The organism is Ichthyenterobacterium magnum, from assembly GCF_003610635.1.
GTDB classification, from domain to species: domain Bacteria; phylum Bacteroidota; class Bacteroidia; order Flavobacteriales; family Flavobacteriaceae; genus Ichthyenterobacterium; species Ichthyenterobacterium magnum.
This window is the reverse complement of the sequence record NZ_RAQJ01000002.1, coordinates 234,223-252,278: the sequence shown is the minus strand read 5'-3', so window position 1 is coordinate 252,278 and position 18,056 is coordinate 234,223. Positions and strand designations below refer to the sequence as shown.

16 protein-coding genes and 1 pseudogene are annotated in these 18,056 nt (G+C 30.3%); 10 read left to right on the top strand and 7 right to left on the bottom strand.

Features of this window, described 5'->3' with window-relative positions; genetic code table 11:
* The first annotated feature begins 20 nt into the window (after window positions 1-20).
* A complete protein-coding gene (locus tag BXY80_RS07190; RefSeq protein ID WP_120200590.1) occupies window positions 21-2,282 on the top strand; it encodes a TonB-dependent receptor in 2,262 nt (753 codons plus the stop codon).
* 44 nt (window positions 2,283-2,326) lie between these two features.
* Here the strand turns inward: BXY80_RS07190 and BXY80_RS07185 are convergent, their stop codons facing one another.
* The gene (locus BXY80_RS07185) at window positions 2,327-2,605 is read right to left on the bottom strand and encodes a hypothetical protein (protein ID WP_120200589.1); all 279 of its coding nucleotides are present in this window, start codon (window positions 2,603-2,605) and stop codon (window positions 2,327-2,329) included.
* A gap of 48 nt (window positions 2,606-2,653) precedes the next feature.
* Window positions 2,654-3,250, bottom strand: coding sequence for a GTP cyclohydrolase I FolE (folE, locus tag BXY80_RS07180; protein ID WP_120200588.1), 597 nt, complete (start codon window positions 3,248-3,250; stop codon window positions 2,654-2,656).
* Between the two features lie 220 nt (window positions 3,251-3,470).
* On the opposite strand from folE, the gene BXY80_RS07175 reads away from it, so the two are divergent.
* Entirely contained in the window at window positions 3,471-5,951 is a 2,481-nt protein-coding gene (locus BXY80_RS07175; protein WP_120200587.1) for a DUF5916 domain-containing protein, read from the top strand.
* Between the two features lie 48 nt (window positions 5,952-5,999).
* A complete protein-coding gene (locus BXY80_RS07170) occupies window positions 6,000-6,662 on the top strand; it encodes an ABC transporter ATP-binding protein (RefSeq protein WP_120200586.1) in 663 nt (220 codons plus the stop codon).
* 143 nt (window positions 6,663-6,805) lie between these two features.
* Here BXY80_RS07170 and BXY80_RS07165 read toward each other — a convergent pair whose 3' ends face one another.
* From BXY80_RS07165 to BXY80_RS07150, 4 genes and pseudogenes are all read right to left on the bottom strand, one after another.
* The gene (locus BXY80_RS07165; protein ID WP_120200585.1) at window positions 6,806-7,462 is read right to left on the bottom strand and encodes an MIP/aquaporin family protein; all 657 of its coding nucleotides are present in this window, start codon (window positions 7,460-7,462) and stop codon (window positions 6,806-6,808) included.
* On the bottom strand, window positions 7,452-7,964 hold the full coding sequence (locus BXY80_RS07160; RefSeq protein WP_120200584.1) for a YqhA family protein: 513 nt from the start codon (window positions 7,962-7,964) through the stop codon (window positions 7,452-7,454). The genes BXY80_RS07165 and BXY80_RS07160 overlap by 11 nt, the downstream gene beginning before the upstream one ends.
* 72 nt (window positions 7,965-8,036) lie before the next feature.
* Entirely contained in the window at window positions 8,037-8,435 is a 399-nt protein-coding gene (locus BXY80_RS07155) for a GlcG/HbpS family heme-binding protein (RefSeq protein WP_120200583.1), read from the bottom strand.
* Window positions 8,436-8,565: 130 nt separating this feature from the next.
* Window positions 8,566-9,404: pseudogene (locus BXY80_RS07150) on the bottom strand (helix-turn-helix domain-containing protein).
* A 192-nt stretch (window positions 9,405-9,596) separates the two neighbouring features.
* Here BXY80_RS07150 and BXY80_RS07145 point away from each other — a divergent pair.
* Together BXY80_RS07145 and BXY80_RS07140 are read left to right on the top strand one after the other, a co-directional pair.
* Window positions 9,597-10,361 (top strand): TIGR02757 family protein, encoded by a 765-nt coding sequence (locus BXY80_RS07145; protein WP_120200582.1) that lies wholly within the window; start codon window positions 9,597-9,599, stop codon window positions 10,359-10,361.
* Window positions 10,362-10,410: 49 nt separating this feature from the next.
* Window positions 10,411-10,689 carry a hypothetical protein gene (locus BXY80_RS07140; protein ID WP_120200581.1) on the top strand — a complete coding sequence of 93 codons (279 nt, stop codon included), beginning with the start codon at window positions 10,411-10,413 and terminating at the stop codon, window positions 10,687-10,689.
* Window positions 10,690-10,700: 11 nt separating this feature from the next.
* On the opposite strand, the gene BXY80_RS07135 is transcribed toward BXY80_RS07140, so the two are convergent.
* Window positions 10,701-12,584, bottom strand: coding sequence for a M61 family metallopeptidase (locus BXY80_RS07135; protein WP_120200580.1), 1,884 nt, complete (start codon window positions 12,582-12,584; stop codon window positions 10,701-10,703).
* A 101-nt stretch (window positions 12,585-12,685) separates the two neighbouring features.
* On the opposite strand from BXY80_RS07135, the gene BXY80_RS07130 reads away from it, so the two are divergent.
* The 5 genes from BXY80_RS07130 (at window position 12,686) to BXY80_RS07110 (ending at window position 18,052) form a co-directional block, all read left to right on the top strand.
* A complete protein-coding gene (locus tag BXY80_RS07130) occupies window positions 12,686-13,693 on the top strand; it encodes a glycosyltransferase family 2 protein (RefSeq protein WP_120200579.1) in 1,008 nt (335 codons plus the stop codon).
* Window positions 13,694-13,887: 194 nt separating this feature from the next.
* Window positions 13,888-15,813 (top strand): BatA domain-containing protein, encoded by a 1,926-nt coding sequence (locus tag BXY80_RS07125; RefSeq protein WP_120200578.1) that lies wholly within the window; start codon window positions 13,888-13,890, stop codon window positions 15,811-15,813.
* Window positions 15,810-17,063: a dihydroorotase gene (locus BXY80_RS07120; protein WP_120200577.1), complete on the top strand. Its 1,254-nt coding sequence runs from the start codon at window positions 15,810-15,812 to the stop codon at window positions 17,061-17,063. Before BXY80_RS07125 ends, BXY80_RS07120 begins: the two co-directional genes overlap by 4 nt.
* Window positions 17,064-17,070: 7 nt before the next feature.
* Window positions 17,071-17,403 (top strand): hypothetical protein, encoded by a 333-nt coding sequence (locus BXY80_RS07115; RefSeq protein ID WP_120200576.1) that lies wholly within the window; start codon window positions 17,071-17,073, stop codon window positions 17,401-17,403.
* Window position 17,404: 1 nt separating this feature from the next.
* Complete coding sequence (locus BXY80_RS07110) at window positions 17,405-18,052, top strand: alpha/beta hydrolase (RefSeq protein ID WP_120200575.1); 648 nt, start codon at window positions 17,405-17,407, stop codon at window positions 18,050-18,052.
* The last annotated feature ends 4 nt before the right edge of the window (window positions 18,053-18,056 follow it).

Below are 18,056 nucleotides of genomic sequence, written 5' to 3'. Positions count from 1 at the left end.
TTAACTATTATTTATTTAACATGAAACATAAATTTATGTTTGTATTGCTTGTGTTTGCAATACAAACTATATACTCACAAAACACAATACAAGGCAAAATAACAGACAAGAATACAAACGAAGTATTAGCATTTGTAAACGTTTATATTCCACAATTAGAAAAAGGAACAGCTACAGACGAAAACGGGAGTTTTGAACTCAAAACCATTCCAAATGGCAACTATAAAATTGTTGTTTCTAGTATAGGTTACGAAACTTATTCTGAAACAATAGAAGTTCCTATAAATGAAGTTTTACATCTAAAATTAACTTCTTCTGCAATTGAAATGGAAGAAATTATTATATCAACACCATTTCATAAATTACAAAGTGAAAATGTGATGAAAGTAGAACAAGAAAAGGTAGCAAACTTAAAAGCCAAAGGCTCTGTTACACTGTCTGACGGAATTACATCTATTGCTGGAGTAGAAAGTATTTCTACTGGGTTAAGCATAGGAAAACCCGTAATACGAGGTCTAAGCTCTAATAGAGTTTTAGTTTATACACAAGGTGTTCGTTTAGAGAATCAACAATTTGGTGACGAACATGGCTTAGGTATAAATGCCGAAGGCATAGAAAGCGTAGAAGTTATAAAAGGCCCAGCTTCTCTACTCTATGGCAGCGATGCGCTTGGTGGTGTTTTATATTTAAACCCAGAACGATTTGCTTCTGCTAACTCATCTTCTACAAGTTTAAGCGGAAATTACTTTACCAATACTTTAGGTTACAATTCAAGTTTAGGTTACAAATCTTCAGGAGAACACTTTAAATTTTTATTTAGAGGAAGCTTTTCTGAGCATTCAGATTATGATACAAAAAACTACAGAGTAACTAACACACGGTTTCAAGAAAAAGATTTTAAAGCTGGTATAGGCTATCAAGCTACTAATTTTAAATCTGAAATTAGATATAACTTAAATCATTCTAAACTAGGTATTCCAGAAGAATTAGGTGAACAATCAACAAACAAGACGCCTTTATTGCCTTTTCAAGAGATTACAAATCATATATTTAGCTCAAAATCAACCTTGTTTTTTGACGATTCAAGCTTAGATATCAATTTAGGTTTTTTATATAATGACAGAAAAGAATTTGAAGAAGAACATCATCATGAAGAAGAAGAAGAAGAAGAAGAAGAAGAAGAAGAAGAACATGAAGATGAGGAACACGACGAAGAACATCACGACGATGAAGTTTTAGAAGCGGCATTACACATGAAGCTAAAAACATTTAATTATGATGTAAAGTATCATTTGCCAAAATTTGGAAAGTTTGAAACTATAGTTGGTGTTCAAGGAATGAATCAAACAAATACTAATTATGGTGAAGAGCAATTGATCCCAGATGCAACCACTAACGATATAGGTGTATTAGCTACGTCGCATATTCATTTTGAGACTGTAGATATTCAGCTTGGTGCTCGTTTTGACAATCGAAATCTTCAAGTTTCATCTGGAATTCAACGTAGTTACAATAGCTTTAATGGTGCTTTTGGTATTAAAACATATATTTTAAATAACATTACTGCAAGATTAAATTTAGCTACTGGATTTAGAGCTCCTAATTTAGCAGAACTCACATCAAATGGCTCTCACGAAGGTGCAAATCGTTTTGAAATCGGAAATCCTAACTTAAAAAATGAACAAAACTTTCAGATAGATTTAGCTTTAGAGTTTAAAAATGAACATGTAGAAGTTTTTGCTAATGGGTTTTACAATACTATAAATAACTACATATTCATTTCGCCAAATGGTGAGTTTATAAATGATGATGCCGTTTTTGTATATCAACAAGATGATGCAAAGCTTTATGGTGGTGAGTTTGGATTACATTTTCATCCGCATCCTTTAGATTGGTTGCACTTTGAGAGTAGTTTTGAAACTGTTACAGGAAAACAAAGCAACAATACTTATTTGCCATTAATACCTGCAAATTCATTACATAATACAATACGAGTTGAGTTTGATACAAATTGGCTAAATAAGGCTTATGCTTTTGTAAAACACAGCAATACGTTTAAACATAACAAAGTAAGTGGTTTTGAAACCTCTACAGACGGTTACGAATTACTTAGCGCAGGATTTGGAGGTACTGTAAAAGTGTTTAAAAATGACCTATCAATATCTATTGCTGGAACTAATTTAACCGATAAATCTTATACCAATCACTTATCACGATTAAAGTCTGATGGATTATTTAATATTGGAAGAAATATTAGTTTTGGTCTAAACTACACATTGTAGCAATAAAAAAGACCTGTCTTATATAAGTTAGACAGGTCTTTTATTTATACTTCTATAATCGTTTCTTTAGTTTTAAAAACATAGGTATATAACCACATTAAAGTAAATGTTGGTATAATATCTAATCCTGGTAAAGCCTCTTCTATAAAAGTTACGGTTGCAGCAATTTTACCAGTTTTTCCTTTATAAAGCTTAGTCATTAACCAAGCAGATGCTGGCGCCCAAACAATATCAGTAAACTCACCAATTCCTGGGATTAAAAAAGAAATATAACCTATAGCATCAAAAACAATACTTAGGGCTAATTTTTTGTATTTATTCATTAATTAAGTTTTTAATTAACTGTAAACAAGAAACATACCAAAATATTACTATGACAGCTTTTCACTTATCAATTTTAAAAACTCAGTTCTCGTTTCAATGTTTTTAAAAGCACCTCTAAACCCCGAAGTAGTAGTTGTAGAATTTTGTTTTTGTACACCACGCATCATCATACACATATGAGACGCTTCTATAACAACAGCTACGCCTTCAGGTTTAAGTGTATTATTTATACAATCTAGAATTTGTTCGGTTAAGCGCTCTTGCACCTGTAAACGTCTTGCAAAAACATCGACTATTCTAGGTATTTTACTCAGACCTACAATATGTCCATTAGGAATATATGCTATATGCGCTTTACCAAAAAAAGGTAATATATGATGTTCACAAAGTGAGTATAATTCAATATCCTTTACTATCACCATTTCATTATAAGACTCCGCAAACATTGCACTTTTTAAAATCTCTGAAGCATCTTGCTGATAACCTTGAGTTAAAAACTGCATAGCTTTCGAGGCACGCTCGGGTGTTTTTAATAATCCATCACGTGATGTATCTTCTCCTAAATCTTCAATTATATTTTTGTAACGGGCTTTAACATCGTCTGTCACTTTAATATTATATTCTTCAAATTTTCTATATGGCATCTACAATAAAGTTTTAAATAAAAATAAGCAAAATACTTTAGTCTCATGTTTAAACAAAACTTACTACAAAATTAACACCTTAAAGTAGTTTTTAACGTTTAGTTGTGAAAAACCTGATACTAACCTCTATAAATTTGTGATATAATCTGTAACAAATTAAATTAATATATGTCTTTAATTTAGAATTACAGTTTCATCATCAGTCAATCATTAATCAATCATGAAAAACCATCACACACTTTTCTTGTTATTAACTTGCTGTTTTACTTTAACATCTTTTGCTCAAGATAAAAAATCACTTAATATAACCAAGGCAGCAAACGCACCAAAAATAGATGGTGTTTTAGATGATGATGTTTGGAGAAATATTGAGATTGCAAAAGATTTTGTCCAGTTTAGACCAAAAATGGGAATTCAGGACTCAACCCAAATTAGAACAGAAGTAAAAGTAACCTATGATGATGATGCCATATACTTTGGAGCTCACTTATATGATGATCCTTCAAAAATCATGAACCAAATAACAAGTAGAGATAGTTTTGGGCAAAACGATTATTTTATCGTTGTGCTTAATCCAAATAACGATGCGCAAAATGATACTTTCTTTATAGTTTTCCCTTCTGGAACTCAAGCAGATGCGGTGGTAACACCAAATAATGGAGAAGATTATGGATGGAATGCCGTTTGGGATAGTGCTGTAAAAATTGTAGATGATGGTTGGGTTTTTGAAATAAAAATACCATATAGAGCACTTCGTTTTTCTAACCAAGACATACAAACTTGGGGATTACAATTTCACAGACATTTTAGGAGAGATCGTTCTCAATTTACTTGGAACCCTATAGATGTTACCCAAGGAAACTTAGGCTTATACCATGGGGAACTCACTGGAATTAAAAACATAGAACCTCCAACTCGATTAAGCTTTTACCCATTTACTTCTGGAATTCTTAAAACATTTGATGGAGAAACAAAAACTAATTTTAATATTGGATTAGATGTAAAATATGGTATTACAGAAAACTTTACAATTGATGCAACACTCATCCCAGATTTTAGCCAAGCTGCTTTCGATAACCTGACTTTAAACCTCGGTCCTTTTGAGCAAACTTTTGGAGAACAGCGACAGTTTTTTAAAGAAGGTGTCGATTTATTTAGTAAAGGTAGACTCTTTTTCTCTAGACGCATAGGCAATAGTCCAACTGGAGATATTGAACTTGAAGACAATGAAGAATTTATAAATTACCCAAAAGAAGTAAAGGTTTTAAATGCCATAAAACTTTCTGGTCGTACAAAAAATGGATTAGGTATAGGTGTATTTAACGCAGTAACCGAAAAAACTGAAACGACAATACAGAAAACCGAAGAAATTTTAAACACTACAACTAATACATTAGAGACTGTTATAACAAACAGACATGAAGTTGTAGAACCTACAGCAAATTATAACATCATTGTTTTAGACCAACAATTTAATGGTAACTCCTCAATAAGCTTGATTAACACTAATGTAATGAGAGAAGGTCACTTTAGAGACGCTAACGTAACTGGCCTATTAGCAGATATTACTAATAAAAGAAACACCTACAATATTGAAGGTCAAGTAAAGATGAGTAATGTAAGTAATGATGGTAAAACAGAAACTGGCTATAGTTCGTTCTTTTTTATTAGAAAAGCTCACGGAAATTATAGATATAGTTTTGACCACAGTTTTGCAGACACAAAATATAATATTAATGATTTAGGTTTACAACAGCGTAATAATTTTAACAACTTTGGTGCAGATTTCTCATATCGCACTTTTGAACCTACCAATAAACTCAACAATTTTTACATTGGCACTTGGATTAACTATAGAAGGCTAGCAAACCCTAGTACATATACTGGAGGAAATGGAGGTATTAGTTTTAACGCCCAAACTAAAACACTACATAATTTTGGTGGTAATGTTAATCATCAGTTTGGAAAACAATTTGATTATTTTGAACCAAGAACAGAAGGACGCTTCTTTATATACGAAAACCGCTTTAATACAAATGTTTGGGTATCTACAAATTATAATAAGTTTTTTGCCTTTGATGCCAATGTTGGTGGCGCAACTTTTTTTGAAAAAGCAAGAAAGCACTCTAACTCATTTTGGTTTGGATTTAGCCCAAGATTTAGGTTTACTGACAAGCTTCTAATAACCTACTCTATAAACTCAGACAACACAAAAAATGGTCGCGGTTATGTATCTACTATAGATGACGATATTATTTTTGGGCAACGTGATAGGCTTTCTCTCACAAATAGCATCTCTGGAAGCTATAACTTTAACTCCTTTCATTCTTTAACCTTAACCTTTAGAAACAATTGGGATACGGTAACATACGATAATGATTTATATACGTTACAAAACAACGGAAGACTAACACAAGATTTAGGCTACACTACTCTAGATTTAGATGATGACCCAAATATTAACTTTAACACTTGGAATTTAGACTTAGGCTACTCGTGGCAATTTGCTCCAGGCAGTTTTCTAACCGCGTTATATAGAAATCGTTTATTTAATCGTGATACTGCATCAGAAGACAGCTACTTTGAAAGCTTAAATACGCTATTAGACCAACCTATACAGCATACGTTTTCTTTACGCTTGCAGTATTTTATAGACTATAGTAGTTTAAAAAACGTCTTTAAAAAGAAAAGTAATTCTTAATTGTGCAACAGATGATAAAGTAGTAAATTAACACTTTATTTTTCATGCATGATTAAAGCCAAAAACATTCATAAGTATTATAGTGATTTGCACGTACTAAAAGGTGTAAACTTAAATATTTCTAAAGGAGAAATTGTGTCTATTGTAGGTGCTTCTGGAGCAGGAAAAACAACCTTACTCCAAATACTAGGCACATTAGATAAAATAACTTCTCAAAGAGATAGTGAGCTTATTATTAATGATATAAACATTGATACTTTAAATGATAAAGCACTTGCAAAATTTAGAAATGAACATCTTGGTTTTATATTTCAGTTCCACCAATTGTTACCAGAATTTAATGCTTTAGAAAACGTTTGCTTACCAGCTTTTATAAAAGGCATTAAACAACCTGAAGCAGAAACAAAAGCAAAAGAGTTATTAGATTTTTTAGGTTTAAAAAACAGATATCACCATAAACCAAACGAGCTATCTGGTGGTGAGCAACAACGTGTTGCTGTAGCCAGAGCTTTAATTAACAACCCAAGTTTAATTTTTGCCGATGAGCCTTCTGGAAATCTAGATAGTGAATCTGCAGAGAATCTTCACCATTTATTTTTTAAACTTCGTGATGAATTTGGACAAACCTTTGTTATAGTTACACACAATGAAGATCTAGCAAATATGGCAGACAGAAAACTAACTATGGTAGATGGTAAAATTGTGAGTTAACTTTATTCAGTTTGTATATGAAAGGTAGCAGATTATTATGTGCTAATTTCTGTTTAAAACAAAGACAACAGAACAGAAAAGAACTTAACTTTGAGTTTGGCTCCTAACAGTTATTTTTTATATACGTTATTATCAGTTGACTTTTATTCCGTTTTGTTAATTGCTTTCCAAACTAACATAGCTATTATTGCTCCAAATGTTGACGCAATAATATAAATCCATAACGCAGTGAAGTTTCCAGATACAATTGCAGGTGCCAAACTTCTTGCAGGATTAAATGAGCCTCCAGAAATTGGACCTGCAAATAAAATAATTCCTGCAACAACTAATCCAATTATTAGTCCTGCTACATTTGAAAATTCTTTTTTAGATGTTACTCCTAAAATCGTAAGCATTAAAAAGAAGGTTAAAACAAATTCTAAAATGAACGATTGCAGTAATTCTCCAGAAGGAATTGTAGCGCCTAATGTTTGGTTTTCTGGAAAAATAAATTTTAGCAAACCACTTGCCATAATTGCTCCCAAAATTTGGGCTAAAATATAGAATAGAGCATCTCTTTTTGACGTTAACTTTCCAATGACCAAAGCTATAGTTACAGCTGGATTAATATGTGCTCCAGAAGTATTTCCGAAAATATAAATCATAGCACTAATTATGATTCCAAAAGTTAATGCGATTCCTAATAAACCTAAACTTCCATTGGATTGCTCGTTTACAATTATTGCTCCTGTACCACAAAAAACTAATGCAAAAGTGCCAATAAATTCGGCAATATATTTTTTTGTCTCGTTATTTTTCATTGCTTATTTCTTCTTTATTTAGACTTAAAAATTTTAATCCTAATGCTAACAGCAGAATAGATGCTGGAAGTATTAAAATTTCCCATTTGAGGTTGTCAATATTCACAAATACGACTTCAAGAAATTTTACAAATAGGATAATGACAATAACTTCGGCAAGTACATTTTTTAAATGACCAATATTTGGTGTTCTAATCCATTTTAACACACCGTTTCCATCATCATACTTTTTGTTTGAAATAAACAAAGTATATACGCCGTGTGCAAAAATGAAAAGTACTAAAGCTATTAAAAACGTGTCCAATGATTTAATCAGATATGTTGTCGCAATATCTGCTGTATGTAAATGTGCTTTGTCTTTTGGAATATAATCGAAAAGCACTACTCTAAAAGCGTTAAAGGTTTTTAAGGCGCCAACGACAAAAAGTAAAAGCGAGCCAAGAAGTGATCCTATGATAGAAATCCAGCTTATATAACGAAATAGATAGAATGTTTTTTTCATAATTATTTGGTAAAAAAAAGAGGATTACTAATAATCAGTAAATCCTCTTTCTTGCTATTAATCACTCATAATTTATATTGCTGATGCTCCAGCTTCTGCAACTGTATGGTCGTTTTCAACCGAACTTCCGCTTACTCCAATAGCTCCAATAATTTCGCCATTTGCGTTTTTAATTGGTACACCACCTGGAAAAGTAATCAATCCATTATTTGAATGTTCTATATTAAATAAAGGTTGTCCTGGTTGAGATAACTCTCCAATAATTCCAGTATTCATATCAAAAAAACGAGCTGTTTTTGCTTTTTTAATTGATATATCAAGTGAGCCTAACCAAGCACCATCCATTCTACCAAATGCTACTAAATTTGCTCCAGCATCTACAACTGCAATATTCATTTTTGTGTCGATTGCTGTAGATTTTTCTTTTGCTGCTACAATTGCTTTTTCTGCTTGTTCTAATGTAATGTTCATAATTTTATGTTTTAGTATTGTTATTATTCTGATGCAAATCTACAATGAGAGTTGTCATTATGAATTACTAAAACAGTTCAATAACTTATGAAAAAAGGTCAAGTTTAAAAACGAAGCTGAAATAAGAAACTTATGAATTTATTTCACTTGGATTAATTCCGAATTTGTTTTTAAAGGCAATACTAAAGTTTGAAAGATTGTTATAGCCAAAATCTAAATAAATGTCCGACGGTTTTAAATTATCGAGCTCTAAAGTTTCTTTTGCTTTTTGAAGTCGTTTGTCCTGAAGCCATTTTCCGGGTGATGTTTTATATTCTTTAATAAAATGGCGTTTAAAAGTAGATAAACTCATATTACATAAAAAAGCAATTTCTTCTAGCTTTAGATTTGAATGTATTTTGCTTTCTACAATTTTTTTAAAAGGTGAAGTTTCTTTAATGATTAAAGAATGCAGATAAAGTTCAAATTTTCTTCCATATTTTTGTAAAAGATAAAGCATTAATTCTTCAAACTTTACAGAAAGTAAATTCTCCATAAAAACTGTTGGTGCTTCACTAATTGTTGATAATGAATTTAGATATGAACTAATGTATGAATCATTTCTTATTATGAAATAAGGTGTTTCTTCTTTTACTATTTTGCTGTTTTCTGTGTGCTTTTCTAGAAACTCTTTTAGTTTTTTTCTGAAAAGAAGAAGAGTTTACAATAATAAATAGTCTCTGTATCTAATAATTCTGTCCAAAGCCAATTTCCTTTTTTTAATAATAAAGATTGGTCTTTGTTTACTGCTACTGTTGTTCCAGCAAAATGTACTTGCTTTTTCCCAACTTGTAAAAAGCTAAACATATTCATTCCTAAATTGACCTTACTTTTAACAACATCATTGGTCATTTTAAAATCGTACACAAACAAATCAGGATTTTCCTTTTTCTCCTTAATATAGATTTCAGGTATGTTTTCTATTGGCATCTCATTTTTTTTTCAGCTAGCAGGTAATGGTACACGAATATGTGCTGTTTTAATGCTTCGATAACTCAGTACAAGTGTTTACATCTATTGATAAGCGAAGTTAGATTTTTTAAATTACAATTTCAAGAGACTCATTTTCATTGTTTATTAAACTTATTAAGAATTATTACATTTACAATTTAAACTGCAACCTTGACACAAAAAGAGCTTAGAGATTTTTTAGATAGTAAAGTCTCACAATACAATCATCCACGATTTATTGAGAGTGACCCTATACAAATCCCTCATCTATTTACTAAAAAAGAAGATATTGAAATAGCAGGTTTTTTAACTGCAACAATAGCTTGGGGAAATAGAAAAAGTATTATTAAAAATGCATATAGAATGATGCAAATGCTTGATAATTCTCCATATGATTTTGTAATGAATCATCAAGAATTTGATCTACAGAACCTTGAAGGTTTTGTACATCGTACTTTCAACAACAAGGATTTTATTCAGTTTATAAAGAGTTTACAGCATATTTACACTAAATATAATGGCTTAGAACCTATATTTAATATTTATGCCAAATCTAATTCGCTTCAATTTGCAATTAGTAAATTAAAACAACACTTTTTTGAAACACCTCATTTACAAAGAACACAAAAACATATTAGTGACCCATTAAAAAACTCGGCAGCAAAACGTATTAACATGTTTTTACGATGGATGATTAGGCAAGATAATTGCGGTGTAGATTTTGGTATATGGCAAAACCTATCTCCTGCTCAATTATCTTGCCCTTTAGATGTACATTCTGGAAATGTAGCAAGAAAATTAGGCTTGTTAAACAGAAAACAAAATGATGCTAAAGCACTTTTAGAATTAGATATCGCTCTACGACAATTAGATAGCAATGATCCAGTAAAATATGACTTTGCTTTGTTTGGCTTAGGTGTTTTTGAATCTTTTTAATTATTATATTTGTTAAATTTTAATAGCAAATCCCTAACTATAACCAAAAATGAAACATTCATTTAGATTTAAAAAAAACTTTTTCAAAACTGCTTTTTCAAATAAAGTAGGTATCAAAAGTCTTTCAATTAAAAGTAATAATGATTTAAAAAATGTCGTTAATACTTTATTAATGTACATTGAATTAGAAAACCATTTACAGCCTGTTAATTGTTCATATAGTTTTTTTGAAACTGAATTTTCTTTTGAATTAGAATTAAATGAAAACAAAGAGAAAAAAGATTTTTTTGATTCTATTAAAAAGTTTGAAAACTTTTTAGAGTTATAACTTAATAAATCTTATCCTTTAAGCCAAGCATCTCGTAATTCGACTTCTTTTTTAGAAGCATTATTCTTTTCTACTAAGTTTTCAAATAACGTATAAGCTGTTGTTAATGTAGTATTAATAATTATTTCTGCTCCTGCTCTATCTAGTTTAACTTCAATTTCTTGACCAGGTTTCCATTGGTACATTTGTCCTAATATGGTTTGAGCATTAAACATAGTTACTTTTATCCCATTAACTTCTTTAATCCAATCGTTCTCTTTTACATCTTGGCTAGACCAAAATGTATTACGTTTTATACCATCTGAAAACAATAATTTTTCTTCTGCTTCATCACCTTTAACTACATAACCATAACCACCTCTAATATAGTTTGTTTCAGTTTTCTCTTCTACTAACTCTAAGCCTGCTTTATTAAAAAACGTATTATAATCTATAGGCGTGTTACCAACTACATATGTATTTAAAAAATTACCAATAGATGGATATGTCATTTTTACAATTTCTTCAATAATAGTATCATCATTAAACGGTCTATTTTTACCATATTTATTAGACAATTCTTTCATTAAAGATAGCATACTGCGCTGACCATTACTTTCTTCACGTAGTAAAATATCCATACACATACCTATTAAAGCACCTTTTTGGTATACGTTATTATAGTTTGTAGCATAAGGTTCTTTTAAAACATTCTCACTCATTTCAGTAAAACTCATGGCATCATCATAGCGACCCGATAAAATTATCTCTCTAAGTATAACTTTGTAATACTCTTCTGGAGTTATCAAACCTTGTTGCACTTGAAAATGTTGAGCAAAATATTCTGTCAATCCTTCGTACATCCATAGATGTTTTGAAAATGTAGGATCATTATAATCAAAATAATGTACATCTTCAGAATGCACAGAAAGTGGTGTTAGTATATGAAAAAATTCATGAGCTACGATATCAGTCATAGATTTTGCAAGACGCTCTTTAGACGAACTCTCTCTTAAAACAACTGTTGTCGCCGTATGATGCTCTAAAGCACCAAAACCTGTAGGCGAACCTTCATTTTCATCAGATAAGTATAAATAAATATCATAACGTTTTGTACTATTAATATCTTTTAAATATGCTTTTTGGGCTTGCATCATTGTATAGATTGTTTCTTTTAAACTTGCTGCTGTATGCACTTTATTTGGAGAAAACACACTTAATACAATTTTAATATCGCCAACCATAAACTCTTCAACAGACAAATCTCCATACATCATTGGGTTATCTGTAACATCAAAATAACGAGGTGCAAAATAGCTTGTTGTAATTTTTGTACCATCAGGACTCGACTTTATTGCTGTGTTTTCTAAAGCTGAAGAACGCTTAAAGTTAGCCGGAGCCGTTATATCAATAGTATATTGAGCATTTTTTAAAGAATCGAAATAACCAATAAAACCATGAAGATTTAACACATAATTATTTGGCTGAATGTTAGTGCCTTGAGGTGAAAACAGTTTTGGATAATCTGGATTATTCTCTACGTCATAACTATCATTTACCCAATACGTAATCTTATCTAACGCTGTAGCATTGGCAATTACCCACGAATTGGTGTCTTTTTTAGAAACGTCCATTTCATTACCTTCATAATCGAAAGCCTTAAAATCATCTATAAAACTTCCAAAATCACTTACATCATATGAGCCTTGAACTACTTTTGGTAATCTGTAAATTACTTCTTGAACATTAAATCGTTCAGGATTAATAACAACAGGGACTTTATCATCTTTAACTTTAGTTAAATCAATATAAGTATTAATAGGACTATTAGTTGCTAACTTAACAGTTGCGGTTTTTGAAGATCCACATGCTAAAAATAATAGACTTACAAAAATGGATGAAACGATATACTTCATTATATTTTACTTTTTATTTAGTGTAATTGACAGACAAAACTACAATCCGTTACATTTAAATTAGCTAAGGTTTTGTTAAAATAAATCTTGTATTTTGCGGCATGCAAAACCCATTAATTAGTATTCTTATTCCATTTAAAAACACTGCTGTTTTTTTGCCAGAATGTTTAGACTCTATTATCAATCAGAGTTATACTAATTGGGAATTACTTATAGTAGATGATTACTCGTCTGATTCTAGTTTTGAAATTGTAAACGCTTACACGGAAAAAGACAAACGGATACAACTCTTTAAAAACAACGGAAAAGGAATCATTAATGCTTTACAACTAGCTTTTAGTAAAAGCTCAGGAAATTATGTTACAAGAATGGATAGCGATGATATTATGCACCACAACAAACTCGAATTAATGCTAAATGATTTACACGTTAATGGAAGAAAAACTATTGCATTAGGGCTTGTAAAATATTTTAGTAAAAATGGTATTGGAGATGGTTACACTAAATATGAATCTTGGCTCAATAGCTTAACTAAACTTGGTGATAATTATTCAGAGATTTATAAGGAATGTGTTATTCCATCGCCATGTTGGATGATTCACAAAGATGATTTAGTACAGTGTGGCGCTTTTAATTCTAATATATATCCTGAAGATTATGATTTAGCATTTAGGTTTTACAAGCACAATATACAACCTATTGCTAACCAAAACGTGTTACACTACTGGAGAGACTATAGTACACGAGCTTCAAGAACAGATGAACATTATACCGAAAACTATTTTATAGACCTTAAAGTAAAATATTTTTTAGAATTAGATTATAACCAATCAAGACCTCTAACGGTTTGGGGCGCAGGATCAAAAGGTAAACAAGTAGCAAAATTATTAAAACAACATAATATTCCATTTATTTGGGTTTGTGACAATCCAAAAAAGATTGGAAAACATATTTATGATATAGAGCTTTATAGTTTCAACCATTTAAAACAACTTAACCATCCGCAAGTTATTGTTACTGTTGCAAATAATGAAGCACAACAAGAAATTATTATGTATTTTAAAACACAAGATATGCAAGCTATGACTGACTATTTTTTCTTTTGTTAGTCTATTAGACTTTAAACGTTAAATTTCTCAAAACCTAAAGCAACTAATCACTTTTCATTTTCTATATTTGAAAACCTGAATACATGAAACGAGCATGTAAACAAGTTAATCAATTAATGAAAATGATTAATAGCGAACAGCATGTGTTCTTTGAAAAGAAATAAATATTAACACATGAAAAATAAAATTTAGGAATGCAGTTTAAACACCCAGAACTTCTTTACGCTTTACTTCTGCTTATCATTCCTATAATTATTCATTTATTTCAATTGCGAAAATTTCAAAAAGTTGAATTTACAAATGTTCAATTTTTAAAAGATATAGTTACGCAAACACGTAAGAGTTCTCAGCTAAAAAAATGGCTAACACTTTTAACGCGCATGTTACTTCTAGCCTGTATTGTTTTTGCGTTTGCTCAGCCCTATTTTTCAAATTCTGATAGTTTTAACACTAAAAGTGAAACTGTTATTTATCTTGATAATTCCTTTAGCATGCAAGCAAAAGGGTCTAACGGAACGCTTTTAAACAAAGCTGTTCAAGATATTATAGAAAGTATAGATGAGAACGAGAATATTTCAATATTCACTAATGATATTTCATTTAGTAACACTAACATAAAAGCTATTAAAAATGATTTAATACAATTATCGTACGCACCAAACCAACTCGATTATGATGCTGTTTTACTTAAAGGAAAAAAAGCCTTTTCAAAAGATAAAAGCACATTAAAAAACTTAGTTTTAATTTCAGATTTTCAACAACAAAACAAACCGTTTAATATTACTAACGATAGTCTTGTTAATATAAAATTGGTACCTTTAAAGCCTACAAATACTTCAAACATAAATATAGATAGTGTTTATATTTCTAAAACAAATGCAAAAACACTTGAGCTTACTGTAGCCATAAAAAATCAAGGTAATTTTATTGAAACACTTCCTGTATCATTATTTAACAACGATAATCTTATAGCAAAAAGTTCTGTAGCAATAAAAAAGGATACAGCAACTACGTTTACTATACCAATTAATGAAGTGTTTAACGGAAAAGTAACTATAGATGATGTAAATCTACTTTATGATAATACAACATATTTTAATGTAAATGAGCGTGAAAAAATAAAAGTTTTATCTATAAATGAAAGTGATGACACCTTTTTAAAAAAGATATATACTGATGATGAATTTACATATACATCATCTCAATTTAACAGCTTAAACTACAATATTATAAGTGAGCAAAATCTCATTGTTTTAAACGAATTAAATAGTATTCCAAATGCTCTAATTACTGCATTAAAAAGTTTTACAAATGACGGAGGAATTATATTAACTATTCCTTCAGATAAATCTAATTTAGATACTTACAATCAGTTTTATATAAATTATAATTTACCAAATATTGAAGCGTTAAATTTACAAGAAAAGAAAATAACTAACATCAATTTTTCACATCCTATTTTAGCTAATGTTTTTGACAAAAAAGTAACTAATTTTCAATATCCTAAAGTAAATACTTATTATCCTTTTACAACTACCTTAGGCGCAACGATTTTAAGTTTTGAGGATGGCACATCATTTTTAACACAATCAAATTCTGTATATAGTTTTTCAGCAGCATTAAACGATAAAAATTCTAATTTTAAAAACTCGCCACTTATTGTTCCTATACTTTATAATATTGGTAAGCAAAGCTTAAAGCACTCAAACTTATATTATGTTGTAAATGAAGAAAACACTATTGATATTGTTACAAAATTGCAACAAGACGATATTTTAACTTTAGTAAATTCAAACAATTCTGTAATTCCTTTACAACAAACATATACAAACAAAGTTGAGTTAATTACCAATACTTACCCTAAAAAAGCTGGTATTATTTCAGTTAAAAACAAAAATATTGAACTTAAAAAACTGAGTTATAATTACAATAGACGTGAAAGTGAATTAAACTACTTAGATACGTCATTAATTGGTAATTCTACAGTCAACGAATCTATAGTTTCCACTATTAATGATATAAAAAGTGCGACAAATGTTAATGAGCTATGGAAATGGTTTGTTATTTTTGCACTAGCGTTTTTAATTATAGAACTATTGCTATTAAAATTTCTTAAATGAATTTACTCATAAAATCTGCAACAATAGTTGATTCTAAAAGTGATTTCCATAATCAATCTGTAGATATTTTAATTGAAAAAGGGTTTATCTCTCAAATTGCAAAAACACTAAAGAACCCAAAGAAGTATAAAGAACTAAATTTAGACAACTTACACATTTCTCAAGGATGGTTTGACAGTAGTGTAAGCTTTGGAGAACCTGGTTTTGAAGAACGTGAAACTATTGAAAACGGATTAAAAACCGCAGCCTTATCTGGGTTTACTTCTGTTGCAGTAAATGCAAATACAAATCCAGTAATAGATAGTCATTCAGACGTTTTATTTATTAAATCTAAAGCCTCAGGGAACGCTGTTAATATACACCCAATTGGTGCACTTACAAAGGAGAGCAAAAGTATTGAGCTTGCAGAACTATATGATATGACAAATGCTGGAGCTGTTGCTTTTTACGACTATCAAAAACCTGTTGCAAATCCAAACCTCATGAAAGTTGCATTACAATACGCAAGTAATTTTGATGGTTTAGTTATATCATTCCCACAAGAATCAAAAATATCTGGTCTAGGCGTTATGAACGAAAACGTAACCAGCACGTCACTTGGTCTTAAAGGCAATCCTGCTTTAGCAGAAGAATTACAAATAGCTAGAGATTTGTTTTTACTAGAATATACAGGAGGAAAATTACATATACCAACGATATCAACTTCAAAATCTGTTGAGCTGATTAGAGCAGCTAAACAAAATAAACTAAACGTTACATGTAGCGTAGCAATTCATAATTTAATATTTGATGACACAGAACTTAAATCATTTAACACCAACTATAAAGTTTTACCACCTTTAAGAACTCAAGACGATATCAATGCACTTATAGATGGTCTTAAAGATGGAACAATAGATATGGTTACTAGTGACCACAACCCAATAGATATTGAGCATAAAAAAATTGAATTTGATTTTGCTAAATACGGAACCATTGGTTTAGAATCTGCTTTTGGAGCATTAAACACAATACTTACAACAAAAAAGACTGTAGAGGTTTTAACAAAAGGTAAACAACGTTTTAATATTGAATCATCTCCAGTTGCTATAGGCAATAAAGCTACGCTAACACTATTTAACCCAAATTTAACCTATACTTTTACTAAAGAACATATACTTTCTACATCCAAAAACTCAATGTTTGAAAACAAAGAGTTGAAAGGAAAAGTATATGGCATAATATCAAATAACACATTGATATTAAACTAATATAATCATGACAGAACAAACGATACAAGAAGGAAAAACACTAGCGCTAGTAAGCTATATAACGCTTATAGGAACGCTTATTGCATTTTTCATGAATAGAGATAGTAGAAACCCATTTACAGCATTTCATACAAGACAGGCATTAGGCTTATGGTTATTACAAATGGCTTTAGGCTATGTTGTTGGTGGATTTGATAGTTGGATGTTAACCTATTCATTTTGGATATTTTTTATCGTCCTTTTTCTTTATGGTGTTTTAGGAGCATTATCTGGTAAATTAAACTCTGTTCCTATTTTAGGTCCTTTTTTTCAAAAACTATTTGCATCAATAGGTCAATAATATGAGTTTTTCATTACAACACATTACAAGACCTTCGTCTTTAAAAGAAAATGCGCCTTTACTTATTATGCTCCATGGTTATGGCAGTGACGAAAATGATTTATTTTCGTTTGCTAAAGAGCTACCAGAAGAGTTATTTATCATTTCAGTAAAAGCACCATATCCTATGCAACCTTTTGGCAATGCTTGGTATGCAATTAATTTTGATACTAATCAAAATAAATGGAACGATGTTGAACAAGCTATATCTTCACGAGATTTAATTGCAACTTTTATTGATGAAGTTTGTGAAAATTATCCTGTAGATCCTGAAAATGTGTCATTATTAGGGTTTAGTCAAGGTACTATTTTAAGTTATGCAGTAGCGCTAACATATCCAGAAAAAATCAAAAACATTGTTGCTTTAAGTGGCTATATTAGTGAAGATATGCTACCAGAGCAATTAAATTCTGACAGCTATTCAAATTTAGATTTTTATTGTTCTCACGGAAGCGTTGACCAAGTAATACCTGTAGATTGGGCTAGAAAAATACCTAGTATTTTAGATAAGCATAAAATTAAACATGTATATTCTGAATTTCCTGTTGGCCATGGCGTTGCGCCACAAAATTTTTATGCTTTAAGAGACTGGTTAGAAAAACGTATTTAAAGGC